Below are 16,231 nucleotides of genomic sequence, written 5' to 3' on the forward strand. Positions count from 1 at the left end.
AAGGTGAGCCCGCGCGCCGCCATATCGGTGGCCCAGGGTGCGAGCGGCCCGACGCGCACCGGATCGGCGGGTTTCTCCGCCACTTCGCGGGTGGTGCGTGGCTGCGTCTGGACGTTGAACTCGCCCACCGGGGACGCCGTCTGCGCCTCGGCGGAAAGCATGCCCGCCGCGAGGAACGCGCCGCCGAGGAGCACCGGAAGCCCGGGTCGGCGAGCCGGAGGCGCGAAGGGCGCGCGTCCGAGTGTCTCTGTCGCGTCTGTCGGCATCGTCGAGCGTCCCCATTCTGCTGTTCCCCGCACCGCTCGATCACGTGCTCGTCGAAGGAGCCCAAGAGCGGGGAATTGTGAGATTGGGAGAGTTCAGCAAGGCCAATGCCACAGCGGAGAGCGAAACCGATAAAAGTTCCATTCCCCGTCCAAATTCTTCGAAATACACCGTGGGATTGAATCAATGCGGTCGAAAGACTGATATTCAACCAGGAGAGGCCATCCTGACAGGCCCTTTAGCGTAAACTCCCAGCATCTCGATGGACGAAGAGGGCACGGGAACGGGCAGTCGTGATCCTGTAGACGGCAAAAGGCAGAAAATTCAGGCAATCCCCCATAAATCCCACAAATCGGTCAGTTTCAGATTGACAGAATCACCATGCCGGGGACTTTTCGCCAACCTCGTTCCAGCACCCGTTTCGCTGAAAGCCACAGCGTCATCCCTCGTCATCCCGGTTCAGGCAGCGTGATCCAGGCGTCATGATCAATCGGACAGGACATGCCGGCATGTGGGATCTGCCCGACCCTGCCTCTCCACGGCTCGCCATTCGAGGCGGTTGTCCAGAGCCGGCATCGATGGCGGCCCTGGCGGGCACGGCCGGTGCGTCTGCAATCTCTGTGGGAAATACCGTGCGGGACACGCGTTTTCCTGCGGCCTCGCCCCATCAAAATCGCTACGCTTCAGCGAAATGGGGAGACGCCGAGGCCGATGCTGACCGACCACCGCTATCAGGAGATCCTGTCCCGTCTGAACGGAACGGGTCGGGTCGGCGTCTCCGACGTCGCCGCCTATCTCAGGGTTTCCGAGGAGACCATCCGGCGCGACCTGAAGGTCCTGGAGGAGCGCGGCGTCCTGCGCCGGATCCATGGCGGCGCGGTGCCGCCGCGCCTGGACCAGGACCGGCCTCTGCACGAGCGGGGCAAGACCAACCCGCGCGAGAAGGCGAAGGTGGCGGCCAATGCCGAGGGGCTGATCCGCGACGGGATGTCGGTCTTCATCGACACGGGCACCACGACGCTCGCTTTCGCCCGCCGCCTCAGCGGCCGCAACCTCACGGTGACGACGAATTCCATCGACGTGGCGCTCCATCTCGGCAACGGCCCCGCCCGGGTGAACCTGACGCCGGGAATGCTGCGGGCGCGGGACAACGCCCTCGTGGGCTACGAGACGGTGGCCTACGCGCAGCGGTTCTATTTCGACATCGCCTTCATGGGCATCGCGGCCTGCGACCTCACCCATGGCTGGATGGATTACGAGGAGCACGAATCCGCCCTGCGGAAGGTGCTTCGCGGCCAGGCACGCCAGAGCGTGCTTCTCGCCGATTCCCGCAAATTCGGCCGTCAGGCGAACCTCTGCACCTTCGGGCTCTCGGAACGGCTCACCCTCGTCACCGACCGGCCGCCGCCGCAGCCGTTCCTGGATCATTTCACCCAGCATGACATCGATCTCATCAGTTCCTGACGCAGCTGCGGCGGCCAGCGCATTCCACGCGCTCTTCGAAGAGATCTCCGCCTGCGGCGCGACACCCGGCGGCGGCATCACCCGGCTCTGTGCGTCGGCCGAGGACGGACAGGCCCGTCGCGTTTTCGCCAATTCCGCCCGCGAGGCCGGCGCCGAGATCCTCCTCGACGCGGTGGGCAACCAATTCGCCGTCTTCCCTCTCACCGACGGTCCCAGTGCCCCGCTGGTGATGATGGGCTCCCATCTCGACAGCCAGCCGAAGGCCGGCCGCTTCGACGGGACCTACGGCGTGGCAGCGGCCGCCGGCATCGGCGCCGCCCTGATGCGGGCGCGGCGCGCCGGCGAGACCTTCACGGCGGATTTCTGCGCGGTGAACTGGACCGGCGAGGAGGGCGCGCGCTTCCGTCCGAGCCTCCTCGGCAGCGGCGCCTATGCGGGCGCGCGCCGGATCGAGGAGGCTTTGTCCAGCCGTGACGATGCCGGGATCACCCTGCGGGAGGCCCTGGGCGGGATCGGGTTCCTCGGCACGGACCGGCCACCGCCGCTCCCGGCCTGCTACCTCGAACTCCACGTGGAGCAGGGCCTCGTCCTGGAGAACGCGAAGGCGACCATCGGCGTCGTCACCCGCAACTGGGGGGCGGCGAAGATCGACGTGGTCTTCACCGGCGAGCAGGCCCATACCGGCCCGACCCCGATGCCGCGCCGGCGCGATGCGCTGCTCGCCGCCGCCTATCTGATCGCCGAAGTGAGGGAGATCGCCGAGCGCTGGCCCGGCCGCTTCCATACCTCGGTGGGACGCATCATGGTGGAGCCGAACTCCCCCAACGTGGTGCCCGCCCGGGTGGAGCTCAGCGTCGAGCTCCGTTCGGCCGACGATCGCCTGCTCACCGATGCGACCCTGATGGCGGAGGCGGCGATCACCGAGGCGGCGTGCCGCGCCGGCGTCGTGGCCGCAATTCCCGGCCGGACGCTGCGGCCGATCCGCAATCTGCCCGAGGCGGTGTGCGATCTCGTCTCCTCCTGCGCCGAGGAGGCGGCCTTGCGGTCGCTGCGCATGGATACGGTGGCCGGCCACGACGCGATCAGCCTGCTCGGCCAATGCCCGACCGGCATCGTCTTCGTCCCCAGTGTCGACGGCATCGCGCATAACGAGGCCGAACTGTCGCGGCCGGCCGATCTCGAAGCCGGGCTCGCGGTGGCCTTACGCGCCGCATGGCGCTTGTGCCGTAGCGGCGGATCTCCGGAACGGGCCTTGCTCGTCAAACGGCCGAACGAAGCGTTCGGAGCGGAGCGATGATACAATACGGTGAGGCCGGCACTTCTTTCGACCATCGCGTCGAAGCCATCATCGCCACGCGGCCGGACTGGATCGCGCGCCAGCCTCGCTATGGGCTGGCCGCAGCACCGGTGGCATCCCCGACCCACCGGGCCGTGGCCTCGGACTGTGTCCAGGTCGCGTTCCGCGAGGGCGAGCCGGTCTTCCTCAAGCTCCGTCACGCCGATATGGCGGACGATCTGACGCCCGTGGCGGCGCAGGCGGCCCGCAAGGCCGCGCGCCTCGGCATCGCCCCGGAGGTGGTCCACGAGGCGGACGAGGCGCTCGGCCTCGCCTACCTGCCCGAGCCCTGGCGCTATGGCCGGGTCGGCGACCTCCAGGACAGGACGATCCTGGCCGAGGTGCTGGATGCCAAGGCGCGGCTCCATGGCGACGGCCTACTCGGCCATCGATTCTGCCCCTTCGCGCGGATCGAACGCCTTGCCGCCGAGGCCCGTGCCGCCGATGCTCCGCTTCCCGACGGGACCGACCGGCTCGTGGCGGCGATGGCGCTCGTGCGCGAGGCGATCCATGCCTCGGGCATCGACTTCGCCTTCTGCCACAACGACGGCATCGCCTCGAACGTCATGATCGGGGAGGGCGAGATCCGTCTCGTCGATTTCGACCTGGCCGGCGACAACGACCCCTGGTTCGATCTCGGCGCCCTCCTCAACGAGACCTGCCTCTTCGAGCCGGAGCGGCGCGAGGCGGTGGAGCATTATGCCGGCCGGTTCGACGAGCGCCTCTACAACCGCTGCCGCCTCTACGGCGCGGTCGATGACGTGATGGGCGGCCTCTGGGGCGTCACCCGTGCGGTCACCTCGGCGCGGAGCGGGATCGAGTTCTACAAATACGGAACCTGGCGGCTCCTGCACGCGCGCACGACCGTCGGCGCGCGTGACTTCGAAAGCTGGCTGCGCCGGCTATGACACGGGCATTCGAAACGGGAGGCAGCGAACGGCGATGAGCTGGAAAGGCTTGGGCGACGGCATCAGCGAGGGCGAGCGCGCCCTGGAGGGCGTGCTCGCCGGCATCGCTGCCTGGCGGGGCCGGCCGATGCGCTACCGGCCGGTGGCGGGCGGGATCAGCAACACCAACTGGCGCGTCGCCATCGGGGACACGCAGGATTATTTCGTGAAGATGCCCGGCCGTGGCACCGAGATGTTCATCACCCGCGACTGCGCCAACGATGCCAGCCGGCGCGCGGAGGCCTGTGGCTACGGCGTCCAGGTCGTCGACTACCTGCCCGATGCCGGCGTCGAGATCTTCGCCTTCGTCGAGGGTTACCGCGCCTCCTCGAATCTCGACTTCCTGCGCCCCACCGTGCGCCACAACGCCGTGAAGGCGTTGAAGGCCTTCAACGATTCCGCGCCGCTCGGGCTGACGAAGACGATCTTCGAAATGATCGAGGAGCATGTCGAACAGGTCGCGGAGGTGGGCGGCCGGCTTCCGGCCGACCAGGCCTATCTGATGCGCTGCGTGGCCGAGGCGAAGGCCGCGATGACGGCTTCCGGCCTCGATCTCGTGCCATGCATGAACGATACGCTCGCCGGCAATTTCATGATCGACGAGGCCGACAATGTCCTGCTGGTCGACTTCGAATACGCCTCCAACAACGAGCGCGCCTACGAGCTCGCCCTCTGGTTCGACGAGATGGCGTTCCCGGACACGATCGAACGCGAGATGATCGAGGCCTATTTCGGCCGCTGGACCCCCGAGATCCATGCGCGCATCGCGGTCCTGAAGGCGCTCGGCGATCTCAAATGGGCGACCTGGGCGATGATCCAGGAGGCCGTCTCGACCCTCGATTTCGACTATTACAAATACGGAACCTGGAAGCACATGCGGGCCCGAACCCTGTTCCACCATCCCGACTGGCCACTCTGGCTGAGGCGCCTGTGATGGGTGTGGGTGCATCGCCGATCCGGTCCGGGGACGAGGCGACGAAGGCTGATTTCCTCGCCTTCGCCCATCGCCTCGCGGATTTCGCCGCGCCGCTCGCCCGGCACTATTTCCGCACCGAACTACCGGTGGAAGCCAAGGCCGATGCGAGCCCGGTCACCGCCGCCGACCGCGCCATCGAATCCCTGCTGCGCGCCGAGATCCGCAGCGTCTATCCCGACCACGGCATCCTCGGCGAGGAGGAGGGCGGTGATTTCGAGCGGCCGCTCACCTGGGTGATCGACCCGATCGACGGCACCAAGAGCTTCATCACCGGCATGCCGCTCTTCGGCACGCTCATCGCCCTGGTCTCCGGCGGACGGCCGATCGTCGGCGTCATCGACATGCCGGCGCTCGGCGAACGCTGGTGCGGAACCGGCGACGCGGCGTGGTTCGACGGCCGGCCCGCCCGGACGAGCGGCAGGCACCTTCACGAAGCCCGCCTGTTCGCGACCTCCCCGGACATTTTCGAGGGCACGGATGCGGAGGCCTTCGCACGGCTGAGCGGAGCGGTGGGCCTGCGCCGCTTCGGCGGCGATTGCTACGCCTACGGCCTCCTCGCCAGCGGTCATTGCGACCTCGTGGTGGAAGCGGGGCTCCAGGTCTACGACGTCATGGCCCTCGTGCCGGTGGTGGAGGGGGCGGGCGGGGTGATGACCGATTGGGACGGTCGCCCCCTGACCCCGGCTTTCGACGGACGGGTCGTGGCCGCGGCCAATGCCGGCCTCCACGCCGAGGCCCTCCGGCACTTGCGAGCCTGATCCCCGCTCCTGTCATCCCTCGTTCAAGCTGGTATACCCGATGCCAGATTCACGAGGGGAGATATCGATGACCGTTCTGTTCCATCATGCGGCCGCGTTCGAGCATCGCACGCCGCACGGACATCCCGAGCGGCCGGAGCGCATGAAGGCGGTTCAGGAGGCCCTCGGGACGGCGGACTTCTCCGGCCTCGACCGTCGCGCACCCGAGGCGGCCGCCCTCGAATCGGTCTTCCTCGCCCATCCCGAGGAATGGGTCCGCGCCATCCTCCGCTCGGTGCCGAGCGAGGGGCTCGCCCATCTCGATTCCGATACGGTGCTCTCGCCGGGAACGATGGATTGCCTCCTGCGCGGTGTCGGTGCGGCCGTGCAAGGCGTCGACCTCGTGATGACGGGCACGGCCCGCAACGCCTTCTCGGCCATGCGGCCACCGGGGCATCATGCCGAACGTACCAAGGCGATGGGCTTCTGCGTCTTCAACAACGCGGCGATCGCCGCCCTTCACGCCCGGAAGGTCCACGGGGCGGAGCGGGTCGCCATCGTCGATTGGGACGTGCATCACGGCAACGGCACGCAGGACATCGTCTGGTCCGACCCATCCGTGCTGTTCTGCTCGACCCACCAGATGCCGCTCTATCCCGGCAGCGGAGCGGTGTCCGAGGAGGGCGAGCACGGCACCATCGTCAACGCGCCGCTCAAGCCCTTCGCCGATGGCGACGCCTTCAAGGAGGCGATGCGAAGCCGCATCCTCACCCGTCTCGAGGCGTTCAAGCCCGACCTGATCGTCATCTCCGCCGGGTTCGACGCCCATTGGCGCGACCCGCTGGCCAACCTCATGCTGGAGGCCGAGGATTTCGCCTGGGCGACCAGCCAAGTCATGGAAATCGCCGACCGCACCTGCGACGGCAGGATCGTGTCGCTGCTGGAAGGCGGCTACGACCTGAAGGGCCTCGGTGACTCGGTGGCCGCCCACGTATCGGTCCTGATGGGGGCGTGATCGGCATCGGGCAGGGTGGCAGCAAAGACTAGACAAGTCATTCCGGATAGTTGTTCATCCTCGATCAATGTACCATGCGATAAGACGACCTCCTGTGTATGAATACATACACAGTTCATTGAAAAACTATGCCCCGGCCGATATGGCAAAGCCGTCGATAGTGCCTAAGTAACTCTTCAGCCCGCCTCCTGGGGGGATCGGTTTTTTCCATGCAACCCTCCCGAGGGATTGCGGGTAAGTGCGAGCCGCCTTCTTCTCCCATGGACGGGGGAAGTGATTTCTTTCAGGAGGTGCGGGCCGGGTGATGCGGAAGGACGTCCTTCCGTGATGCCGACCGACTCGCGGGAATCGCCCAGCGGCATCGCCGTTGTCGAGTCTCACATCACGTTACCGAATGAACGCATGACGCAACTGAGTGCCACCCGGACGGCCGACCCTGCCCTGGATCCTCGCCAGGATGCCGACCCCTCGGATCTCGGTCCGGACCTGACCGTCTGCGACCGTGAGCCGATCCATATTCCGGGAGCGATCCAGCCGCACGGCCTCCTGCTGATCGCGAATGCGGAAGACCAGAGGGTGGTCGGCGGCGCGGGCGACATCGAAGGAATGCTCGCCGCGGAATGGACCGGGCGGACGTTGTCCGAGCTCCTCGGCGCCTCGCCGGCCTCCCTGCTGCTCGACGCGCCCCGCGACGAGACCGTCGTGATCGGTCACGTCATGGGGCTCCGCGCGGCAATGGATGCCACCGCGCGCTTTCAGGACGGCCAATGGCTGATCCAGCTCGAACCGCAGGCCTCCCTGTGGACCGATGCGGCCAGCCTTCTCGGCTGGCTCGACCGCGCCGGAAGCGCCCTGGAGCGGGCCACCGACCTCAAGGCCTTGTGCGACCGGGCGGCGACGTCGTTCCGCGAGCTCACCGGTTTCGACCGGGTGATGATCTATCGCTTCCTCGACGACGATGCCGGCGTCGTCATCGCGGAAAGCCGCGTTCCCGAGCTCGGCAGCTTCCTGCACCACCATTTCCCGGCCTCGGACATCCCGAAACAGGCGCGCGCCCTCTACATCCGCAACCGCGTCCGCGTGATCCCGGACGTCACCTATACGCCACAGCCGCTTCGGCCCCGGCACCTGTCGCAGCTCGATCTGAGCGACATCGAACTGCGCAGCGTCTCGCCGATCCACCTTCAATATCTGCGCAACATGGATGTGGCGGCCTCCGCCTCGATCTCCATCGTCAAGGACGGCATTCTGTGGGGGCTCGTGGCCTGCCACAACCGTACGCCGCGCACCCTCGCCTTCGGACAGCGCATGGCCTGTCAGGCCCTGGCGGGAAGTCTCGCCCGTCAGGTCAGCTCGCGGGAGGAAGCCGAGAATTACCGTGAGCGGCTGCGGCTGCGCAGCGCCGAGGACGTGGTCTCAGGAAAGGTTCTGGGCGAAGCCCCCCTCGCCGAAATTCTGATCGAGACGAGCGAGGAGCTGCGCCGCATGCTCGGCGCCGACGGCTTCGCGCTGCTCCAGGGCAGGGACCTCCACCATACCGGACGCTGCGCCGAGGAAACCGACCTGCGCGAGATCGCGGCCTGGGTCCGGACGGTGGGCGGGGTACAGGCGCTTCACACCCACAGCCTCAGCAAGCGCTTCCCCCGCGCCGCCGCCTATCGTGCGCTGGCGAGCGGGCTCCTCGCCGTCGTCCTGTCGGGGGAGGAGCCGATCATCCTGATGTGGTTCCGGGCCGAGCGGGTCGAACTCGTCAACTGGGCCGGCAACCCTCACAAGGCCGCCAACGTCGTCGGCGATACCTTGAGCCCCCGCGCCTCCTTCGAAGCCTGGACCGAGGAGGTCCATGGCCATGCCAAACCCTGGTCGCTCCCCGAGATCGAGGCGGCGCAGCGCATCGTGCGCGAGCTCTACGAGGCTCGTCAGACCCGGCGCATCCGTGAGCTCAACCGCGAGCTCGCCGCCACGGTGGCGGACAGGGAAAGCCTGCTGGTCCAGAAGGATTACCTGATCAAGGAAGTGAATCACCGCGTCCAGAACAGCCTGCAGCTGGTCTCGGCTTTCCTCGCCCTGCAGGCGAGGGCGGAAGGCAATGCGGGGCTCAGCGAGGCATTGAGCGAGGCGCAGCGCCGGCTCGCCGCCGTGGCCCTGGTGCACCGACGGCTCTACAGCGACGACAACGTCGAAATGATCGATCTGGCCCGCTACCTCGACGATCTCGTCTCCGAAATGAAGTCGTCGATGGGCCCTGAATGGGCCGAGCAGTTCAGCACCGATTTCGCCCCGATCATCATACCCACCGACGCTGCGGTGAATATCGGTCTGATCCTGACCGAGCTCGTCATCAACGCCAACAAATACGCCTATTCCGGCGCGGTCGGTCCCATCGCCCTCAGCCTCGAACAGCATCGCAACCGCTTCCGCCTGATCGTCGCCGATCAGGGACAGGGCATGTCGGGTACACGGAGCGGATTCGGGACGCGGATGCTCAACGCCATGGTCGACCGCCTCGGCGGGACGATCGAGAACACCAACAACCGGCCGGGATTGAGGGTGATCCTGACGGCCTCCATCGGTGCGCCCGATCCGGCATCCCTGCCATGACCCGTACTGCGCTCGCGATTGGCGGCCCGGAAGCGCCCCTGGCCGAACGGCTGCGCGAAGGCACGCAGGATCTGCACGAGGAACTGGAGCGCTGCCTCGATTGGCGCCAGCGGATGGCGACGCGGGACGGATACCTGACCCTGCTCGCCCGCTGGTGGGGCTTTCATCGTGTGTTCGAGCCCATCGTCGGCCAAGCCTTCGGGCGCGACGTCGCATGGCCGCGCCGCAAACTGCACCTGATCGAGCGGGACCTCGTCCATTTCGGCATGAATCGCGACGCCATCGAGGCCTTGCCCCGTTTCACCGTCGGAACGGGTTTCGACGACCGCCCCGCGATCCTCGGCGCCCTCTACGTCACCGAAGGCTCTACGCTCGGTGGACAGGTCATCGCCCACCACATCCGCCGTAGCCTCGGAGATGCGATCGCCTCGGGCGGCTGCGCTTATTACGAAGGCTACGGGAAGCGGGACACCGCGGCGATGTGGACCTCGTTCCGGACCTTCCTGGACCGGTCGGGCGAAGAGGGCCGATCCGAGAGCGTCATCGAAGGCGCGCGGTGGACCTTCGACGCGCTGCGGCTATGGCTCACCGCCAGCAACCCACCCCGACCCGCTTTGGGCGAAGCCGCCCGGCGCTGAATGCCGGGCCGACCTGTCGAATCAGCCAACCTGCTCAGCCGGCATCGACGGCGCGTCCGCCATAGGTCTCGAAGGAGGTCATCACCTTCTCGGTCAGCCCGTCATCGAGTTCGACGGTGACGCGGATCGCCCCCTCAAGCGCAGGCTCGCCCTCCGTGCCTTCCTTCAGGCGACCATCCTCGATATCGGCCCGCGCCGCCTCGGTCCCCGCGCTGTTCTCGTCCCCCGCTGGCGCGATGGTGACGGCGCTCCGGTCGATCCCGTGTTCCTGGACGAGATGCTCGACCGCCGTCTCGGCATCGCGGCGGCTCTTGAACTCGGCGGACATCGTCTTCGACATGATCACGGTTCCGGGGTTGGTCTTCAGGCTGTGTGAACCCTCCACCGGGGGAAAGGTTCAGCGGCGCCTCGGAGCCGCCGCGATTCGCAGCGTCGGGTGCATGCTCGCGTCAGGTACAGGCTCGAATCAGGCAAGTGAAAATACGTAGTCGGCATTTCATCTTCGCCACACTCCCGTACAATCGTGTTCCTCGCTGGTGGCTAGGTTCAACACATCGGTGTTTTTACCGGAAACAAATGTTGTCCATTGGGTGAGGCCCGGTTAAGTGCGGCTCATGCCTAAGCTCGAATCTCTCCTGGACCGTCTCAAAGCCCGCCAGCGCGCCCTCATCATGGAAGCGGCGGAGCACGAAACGATGCCGGCCGACAGCACGTTGCGCCGCATCGCGGAGCTGGAAAATGCGATCGCCGCGGTGGAAGCCATCCTCGACGAGACGCGGGCGCTTGCCCGCTAGCCCAGCCGGGCCGACGACGTATCCTCGATCAGGACGCCGAACGAGGCCTCATGCCCTGATGACCGCTGCGATCATGGCGGGCATCGCGGCATCGTCGGGTGCCATGGTTCAGGAAGTGACGGCGCAGGACGTGCCGACCGCCGGAGCCGATCTCGATCTCCTCGAACGGCGCTGGCACAAATGCGTGCGGCAGGCCTTTTCCGGGCAACCCGCCGGCCTGCCGACCCATGCCGCGCAGAAGGCGGCTCTGGCCGAGTGCAAACACCTGGAGAACAGTTACGTCTCGGCGATGCTGGTGGCCCAGGCGACCGAGGCCGAGGCCCGTCGGCAGGGCAAGCCATCGATCGGCGCGAGGGCGAGGGGCTGGGCCACCTCGCTTCTGTCCTACGTGGTCGAGCCGGTAACCTCCTTGATCGACGCCTGGCGCAAGTAACCCCTCTCGCGCCTCAGGCCCGCTCCATCTGCAATCCCGGCACGGCCGAGAGCAGGTCGCGCGTGTAGGGATGGTCCGGCCGGCGGAACAGGTCGGCGGTCGGCCGCTGTTCCACGATCTCCCCCCGATGCATCACCGCGATCCGGTCGCAGATCTTGGCCGCGACGCGCAGGTCGTGGGTGATGAACAGCATCGCGAGGTTCAGGCGCTGCTTCAGATCCTCGAGAAGGTCGAGCACCTGTGCCTGGACCGACACGTCGAGGGCCGAGACGGCCTCGTCGGCGACCAGCACGTCGGGCTCCATGGCGAGCGCCCGGGCGATGCCGATGCGCTGGCGCTGGCCGCCGGAGAAGGCGTTCGGATAGCGCTCGGCGGCGCTGGGCGACAGGCCGACGAGATCGAGCAGGTCGCGCGCCCGCGCCCTGGCCTCGCGGGCCGGAACACCATGGGCGATCGGCCCGGCGGTGATGATCTGCTCCACGGTCCGGCGCGGGTTGAGGGAAGCGAAGGGGTCCTGGAAGATCATCTGGATACGCTTGCGCTCGGCGCGAAGCGCCCGCGGCCCCAAAGCCGTGTAGTCCAGCGCGCCGAGGCGGACGGTGCCCTGGTCGGGGTCGATGAGTCGGATGGCGAGGCGCGCCGTGGTGGATTTGCCCGAGCCCGATTCACCGACGAGGCCCAGGGTCTCGCCGCGCCGGACGTCGAATGCCACCTCCTTGACCGCGTGGACGATGCGCGGCGGCCCGAACAGGCCCCGGCGCGAGGTATAGGTTTTCGTCAAGCCGATGGCCGACAGGGCGATGGGCGCGCCTTCCCGTGATTCGCGCTCCGGCGGCACGATGCTCGGCACCGCCGCCAGCAGCGCCTTCGTGTAGGGATGGTGGGGGTTCCGCAAAACCTCGTCGGCGGAGCCCGATTCCACCAGCTTGCCGCGCTGGAGCACTGCCACATGGTCGGCGATATCGGCGACGACGCCGAAATCGTGGGTGATGAACAGGACGCTCATGCCCCGCCGCCGCTGCAGGTCGCGGACGAGCTTCAGGATCTGCGCCTGGGTGGTGACGTCCAGCGCCGTGGTCGGCTCGTCGGCGACGAGGATCGAGGGTTCGAGCGCCAGGGCCATGGCGATCATCGCGCGCTGGCGCTGACCGCCCGACAGCTGATGCGGATAGGCGCGCACGATCTGCGCCGGGTCGGGCAGGCCGACCTCGGTGGCGAGCGCCATGGCCTTGGCCCGCCGCTCGGCCTTGGTGAGAAGGTTGTGCGCCTCGAACATCTCGGCGATCTGGTCGCCGATCCGCATGACCGGGTTGAGCGCCGTCATCGGCTCCTGGAACACCATGGCGATGCGGCGCCCGCGCAAAGCACGCCAGTCGCGCTCGCCGAGGGTGAGCAGGTCCCGCCCCTCGAACACGATGCTGCCGCCAACGGGCGTGAGGGCACGCGGCAGCAGACCGGTGAGCGCATAGGCGCTCATGGATTTTCCCGAGCCCGATTCGCCGACGACGCAGAGGATCTTGCCCGGCATCAGATCGAGGGAGAGATCCTCCACCGCATGCGGCCGGTCCGCCCCCTTCGGCAGGGCCAGGGTGAGGTTGCGAATGCTGACGACAGGCTCGCTCATGGTCAGGTCTCCCGTTTCGCGGCGCGCTTCGCCCGGATGCCGGGTCCGGTCTCCCCGAGATCCCAGAACAGGCCCGCCATCAGCATCAGCGCCTCGCGGCTCATCGGCCCGAGCAGGTGCTCGTCCGGACCGTGCTGAAGGCAGGCCGGGTAGGAATGCGGCACCCACAGGGTCGGCAGGCCGAGGATCTCGGAAAAGGCGTCGTTGGGCAGCGAGCCACCGAGATTGGGCAGCAATGCCGGGCGCTTGCCCGTGCTGGCCTCGATGGAGGCCAGCGCCCAGCCGACCCAAGGGTCCTCCACGGGAAGGCGGGTGGCGCGGAACACTTCGGAACGGGCCGCCCGCACCTCGACCATGGGGAAACCGTTGGCGTCGAGATGGGCGCGCACGGCCGGGATCAGGCCCTCCCAGTCGGTGCCGACGACGAAGCGCAGCTGCAGCGTCGCCTTGGCGTGGGGCGGCACCGCATTGAGCGGGCCGTCGGGGTCGCCGGTCTTGAAGGCGAGCACTTCGAGGGTGTTCCAACCGAAGACGCGCTCGGCCGCATTGAGGCCGGGCTCGCCCCATTCCTCGTCGATCCTCGGCGCGGTGGGGTCGGTCCCCACCACGATGTCGGCGAGCGCCGCCCGCACGCCCTCGGGGATCGCGGGCGGCCGCAGGGCATCGAGGAGGATCTTGCCGCGCCCGTCGACCAGGGTCGCGATGGCGTTGGCCAGCACCGTGCCGGGATTGCGGAGCAGGCCGCCCCAATTGCCCGAATGGTGGCTGCCCTCGCGCAGGTTCACGATGAGTTCGAACGTGTAACCGCCGCGCGAACCGAGGAAGAGGGTGGGGCGCTCCGCGCTCACCCGTGGCCCGTCGGAGGCGATGAGTACGTCGGCGGCGAGGGCGCGCGCCTCGGTCCGGCACAGGTCGCGCAGGCCCGGCGAGCCGGATTCCTCGCCCATTTCGATGAGGAGCTTGGTGTTGAAGCCGAGGCGCCCGCCTCTCGCCGCCATCACCGCCTCGAGCGCGCCGAGATTGATGATGTGCTGGCCCTTGTTGTCGGCGGTGCCACGGCCGTACCAGCGGTCCCCCTCGACGACGATCGCCCACGGGTCGAGGCCGGCGCGCCATTGTTCGGGGTAGCCGCGCACGGTGTCGCCGTGGCCGTAGATCAGCACGGTGGGCAGGTCGTCGCCCTCGTGGCGCTCGGCGATGAGGAAGGGGCCGTGCTCGCCGTCGGGATTGTCGAGGATGCGGCCGGTGAAGCCCAGCGGCGCGATGGCGGGCATGAGGAAGTCGGACAGGTAGGCATGGAGCGCCGGCAATTGCCCTGTCGTCTGGCTCTCGGTGGGGCGGGCGACGGCATCCTGCAGGACGGCGCGGAAACCGCCTCCGTCGTAGTGGCGCGCGGCATGCGCGATCGCATCGTGTCGGGACATGGATCCACTCTGTGTCGGGTGGGCGGAGTTGGGTGGGCGGAGTTGGGTGGGCGGAGTTGGGTGGGCGGAGTTGGGTGGGAATGCGAGGGGAGGGGAGCGCTCAGCGCCGCCCCTCGGGTGCCGTGACGTCGCGCAATCCGTCGCCGAGGAGGTTGATGGCGAGCACGAGGACGAGGAGGGCGACGCCCGGGATGGTGATGACCCAGGGCTGGAAGAACATGTACGGCTTGCCCTCGGCGATCATCAGCCCCCAGGAGGGCAAGGGCGGTTGGACGCCGAGGCCGAGGAACGACAGGGCCGCTTCCAGCAGGATCGCGTGCGCCATCTCCAGGGTCGCCACGACGATGAGCGCGTTGAAGATGTTGGGCAGGATTTCCTGGAACAGGATCCGGGCGTTCGAGAAGCCGGCGGCGCGGGCCGCCGCGACGAAATCCTGGTCGCGGATCTGGCGGGTGGCGGCACGCGTCACCACGGCGAAGCGGTCCCACAGCAGCAGGCCCAGCACCAAGACCACCACCTTCAGCGAGCCGCCCACCAGGGAGGCCATGGCCAAAGCCACCAGCACCACCGGCATGGCGAGGCGCGTGGTGACGATGTAGCTCACCACCGCGTCGACCTTGCCGCCGAAATAGCCGGCGCAGATGCCGAGCACGGTGCCGATCAGGCCGGAGATGCAGGCCGCCGCGATCCCGATGAGAAGGGAGATCTGGCTGCCGTAGATCAGGCGGCTGAGATAGTCGCGCCCGAGCTTATCGGTGCCGAGCACATGGTCCCACGTCCCCTTCGCGTTCCAGATCGGCGGAATCAGGCGGCGCGAGACATCCTGGGCATAGGGGTCGTGCGGGGCGATCAGGGGCGCGGCCAGGGCCGCGAGGACGATCCCGCCGAGGATCACGGCCCCGATCATGAAGCCGCCGTGATGGAGGCCGCGCCGGAGGGCGAGCGCGGTGGGCGAGCGCGACGCCGGCAGCGGCGCGTTCGCGTCGGGCACAGGACCGGCCTGGACCAGCAGATCGGCCGAGGGAAGGGCAGGAGCCACCGGGGAGGAAGACGGCTGAAGGGTCATTGGCGCAGCCGGGGATCGAGGAAAGCGTTGAGCAGGTCGGCGGCCAGCGTCAGGGCGATGTAGATCATCGCCAGGACGAGGACGATCGCCTGCACCACGGGGAAGTCGTTACGGGCGATGGATTCCCAGGCGAGCTGCCCAAGCCCCTGGAGCGAGAACACCGCCTCGATGACGATGGAGCCGCCGAGCATGAAGCCGAACTGCACGGCGGCGAGCGCGATCACCGGGATCACGGCGTTGCGGAGCGCATGCCGGATCAGAATCTTTCGCGGGGGCAGGCCCTTGGCCCGGGCGGTGCGGACATAGTCCGAGGCCAGCACCTCCAACATGCCGTTGCGGGTGAGGCGCATCACGGCGGGCATGGCGTAGTAGCCGAGCGCGATGGCCGGCAACACGAAGTGCTTCCAGGTCGTGTTGCCCGAGACCGGCAGCCAGCGCAGGTTCACCGAGAAGACCATGATCAGCGTCAGGCCGAACCAAAAGCTCGGCATCGCCTGACCCAGCACCGAGACCGACAAAGCGAGCCGGTCGATCCAAGTGTCGCGCTTCACCGCCGCCAGCACGCCGAGCGGGATCGCCACGAACAGGGCGACGGCCAGCGCCACCACGCCGAGGAACAGGGTGATCGGCATGCGGGAGGCGAGGAGGTCGACCACGCTTTCCCGGAAGTAGAAGGAATTGCCGAAATCGAAATGCAGCGCCTTCCACGCCCAGGCGGTGAATTGTGCCAGCATCGGCTGGTTCAGCCCGTACTGGACGCGGATCGCCTCGACCTGGGCGGAGGTGGCCTCGGGACCGGCAATGGCGGCGGCGAGGTCGCCGGAGAGGTGCAGCAGCATGAAGCTCGCCACCGACACCGTCACGGCGACCGCGATGGCGACGAAAATGCGCTGCAACATGAACCTGAGCATG

At 67.8% G+C, this 16,231-nt stretch carries 15 protein-coding genes and 1 pseudogene; 10 read left to right on the plus strand and 6 right to left on the minus strand.

Translation table 11 applies throughout. The features are described 5' to 3' along the window. Nucleotides 1-266, minus strand: a pseudogene (locus ASF32_RS25925) (porin); the annotation flags it as partial. A 709-nt stretch (nucleotides 267-975) separates the two neighbouring features. Between ASF32_RS25925 and ASF32_RS09765 the strand changes: the two are divergent. The 8 genes from ASF32_RS09765 (at nucleotide 976) to ASF32_RS09800 (ending at nucleotide 9,978) form a co-directional block, all read left to right on the plus strand. Further along, nucleotides 976-1,728: a DeoR/GlpR family DNA-binding transcription regulator gene (locus ASF32_RS09765; RefSeq protein WP_056427119.1), complete on the plus strand. Its 753-nt coding sequence runs from the start codon at nucleotides 976-978 to the stop codon at nucleotides 1,726-1,728. Further along, nucleotides 1,703-3,025, plus strand: coding sequence for a Zn-dependent hydrolase (locus ASF32_RS09770; RefSeq protein WP_056427122.1), 1,323 nt, complete (start codon nucleotides 1,703-1,705; stop codon nucleotides 3,023-3,025). Before ASF32_RS09765 ends, ASF32_RS09770 begins: the two co-directional genes overlap by 26 nt. After that, a complete protein-coding gene (locus tag ASF32_RS09775) occupies nucleotides 3,022-3,972 on the plus strand; it encodes a phosphotransferase (RefSeq protein ID WP_056427123.1) in 951 nt (316 codons plus the stop codon). The genes ASF32_RS09770 and ASF32_RS09775 overlap by 4 nt, the downstream gene beginning before the upstream one ends. Nucleotides 3,973-4,006: 34 nt before the next feature. Beyond that, nucleotides 4,007-4,945 (plus strand): choline kinase family protein, encoded by a 939-nt coding sequence (locus ASF32_RS09780; RefSeq protein ID WP_056427125.1) that lies wholly within the window; start codon nucleotides 4,007-4,009, stop codon nucleotides 4,943-4,945. Then, nucleotides 4,945-5,745: a histidinol-phosphatase gene (hisN, locus tag ASF32_RS09785; RefSeq protein WP_056427130.1), complete on the plus strand. Its 801-nt coding sequence runs from the start codon at nucleotides 4,945-4,947 to the stop codon at nucleotides 5,743-5,745. The genes ASF32_RS09780 and hisN overlap by 1 nt, the downstream gene beginning before the upstream one ends. Nucleotides 5,746-5,812: 67 nt before the next feature. After that, nucleotides 5,813-6,739 carry a histone deacetylase family protein gene (locus tag ASF32_RS09790; protein ID WP_056427133.1) on the plus strand — a complete coding sequence of 309 codons (927 nt, stop codon included), beginning with the start codon at nucleotides 5,813-5,815 and terminating at the stop codon, nucleotides 6,737-6,739. A 402-nt stretch (nucleotides 6,740-7,141) separates the two neighbouring features. Next, the gene (locus tag ASF32_RS09795; protein ID WP_056427328.1) at nucleotides 7,142-9,340 is read left to right on the plus strand and encodes a histidine kinase dimerization/phosphoacceptor domain -containing protein; all 2,199 of its coding nucleotides are present in this window, start codon (nucleotides 7,142-7,144) and stop codon (nucleotides 9,338-9,340) included. Next, nucleotides 9,337-9,978 carry a biliverdin-producing heme oxygenase gene (locus ASF32_RS09800; RefSeq protein ID WP_082470170.1) on the plus strand — a complete coding sequence of 214 codons (642 nt, stop codon included), beginning with the start codon at nucleotides 9,337-9,339 and terminating at the stop codon, nucleotides 9,976-9,978. The genes ASF32_RS09795 and ASF32_RS09800 overlap by 4 nt, the downstream gene beginning before the upstream one ends. A 34-nt stretch (nucleotides 9,979-10,012) precedes the next feature. Here ASF32_RS09800 and ASF32_RS09805 read toward each other — a convergent pair whose 3' ends face one another. Then, entirely contained in the window at nucleotides 10,013-10,318 is a 306-nt protein-coding gene (locus ASF32_RS09805; RefSeq protein ID WP_056427333.1) for a hypothetical protein, read from the minus strand. Between the two features lie 274 nt (nucleotides 10,319-10,592). Here ASF32_RS09805 and ASF32_RS09810 point away from each other — a divergent pair, with 274 nt between their 5' ends. Together ASF32_RS09810 and ASF32_RS09815 are read left to right on the plus strand one after the other, a co-directional pair. Next, nucleotides 10,593-10,772 (plus strand): hypothetical protein, encoded by a 180-nt coding sequence (locus tag ASF32_RS09810; protein ID WP_056427336.1) that lies wholly within the window; start codon nucleotides 10,593-10,595, stop codon nucleotides 10,770-10,772. Between the two features lie 58 nt (nucleotides 10,773-10,830). Next, a complete protein-coding gene (locus ASF32_RS09815; protein WP_056427136.1) occupies nucleotides 10,831-11,205 on the plus strand; it encodes a hypothetical protein in 375 nt (124 codons plus the stop codon). A 13-nt stretch (nucleotides 11,206-11,218) separates the two neighbouring features. Here ASF32_RS09815 and ASF32_RS09820 read toward each other — a convergent pair whose 3' ends face one another. The 4 genes from ASF32_RS09820 to ASF32_RS09835 all read right to left on the minus strand — a co-directional run bounded on the left by ASF32_RS09820 (nucleotide 11,219) and on the right by ASF32_RS09835 (nucleotide 16,230). Further along, complete coding sequence (locus tag ASF32_RS09820) at nucleotides 11,219-12,829, minus strand: ABC transporter ATP-binding protein (protein WP_056427139.1); 1,611 nt, start codon at nucleotides 12,827-12,829, stop codon at nucleotides 11,219-11,221. A gap of 2 nt (nucleotides 12,830-12,831) precedes the next feature. Then, the gene (locus ASF32_RS09825) at nucleotides 12,832-14,253 is read right to left on the minus strand and encodes a M20 family metallopeptidase (protein ID WP_056427142.1); all 1,422 of its coding nucleotides are present in this window, start codon (nucleotides 14,251-14,253) and stop codon (nucleotides 12,832-12,834) included. Nucleotides 14,254-14,353: 100 nt separating this feature from the next. Then, nucleotides 14,354-15,319, minus strand: a complete 966-nt coding sequence (locus ASF32_RS09830; RefSeq protein ID WP_200919087.1) for an ABC transporter permease — start codon at nucleotides 15,317-15,319, stop codon at nucleotides 14,354-14,356. Beyond that, nucleotides 15,316-16,230 (minus strand): ABC transporter permease, encoded by a 915-nt coding sequence (locus tag ASF32_RS09835; RefSeq protein ID WP_056427145.1) that lies wholly within the window; start codon nucleotides 16,228-16,230, stop codon nucleotides 15,316-15,318. The genes ASF32_RS09830 and ASF32_RS09835 overlap by 4 nt, the downstream gene beginning before the upstream one ends. Nucleotide 16,231 lies beyond the last annotated feature (1 nt).

The sequence above is a fragment of the Methylobacterium sp. Leaf91 genome (genome assembly GCF_001422815.1).
In the GTDB taxonomy this organism is placed as follows: Bacteria; Pseudomonadota; Alphaproteobacteria; order Rhizobiales; family Beijerinckiaceae; genus Methylobacterium.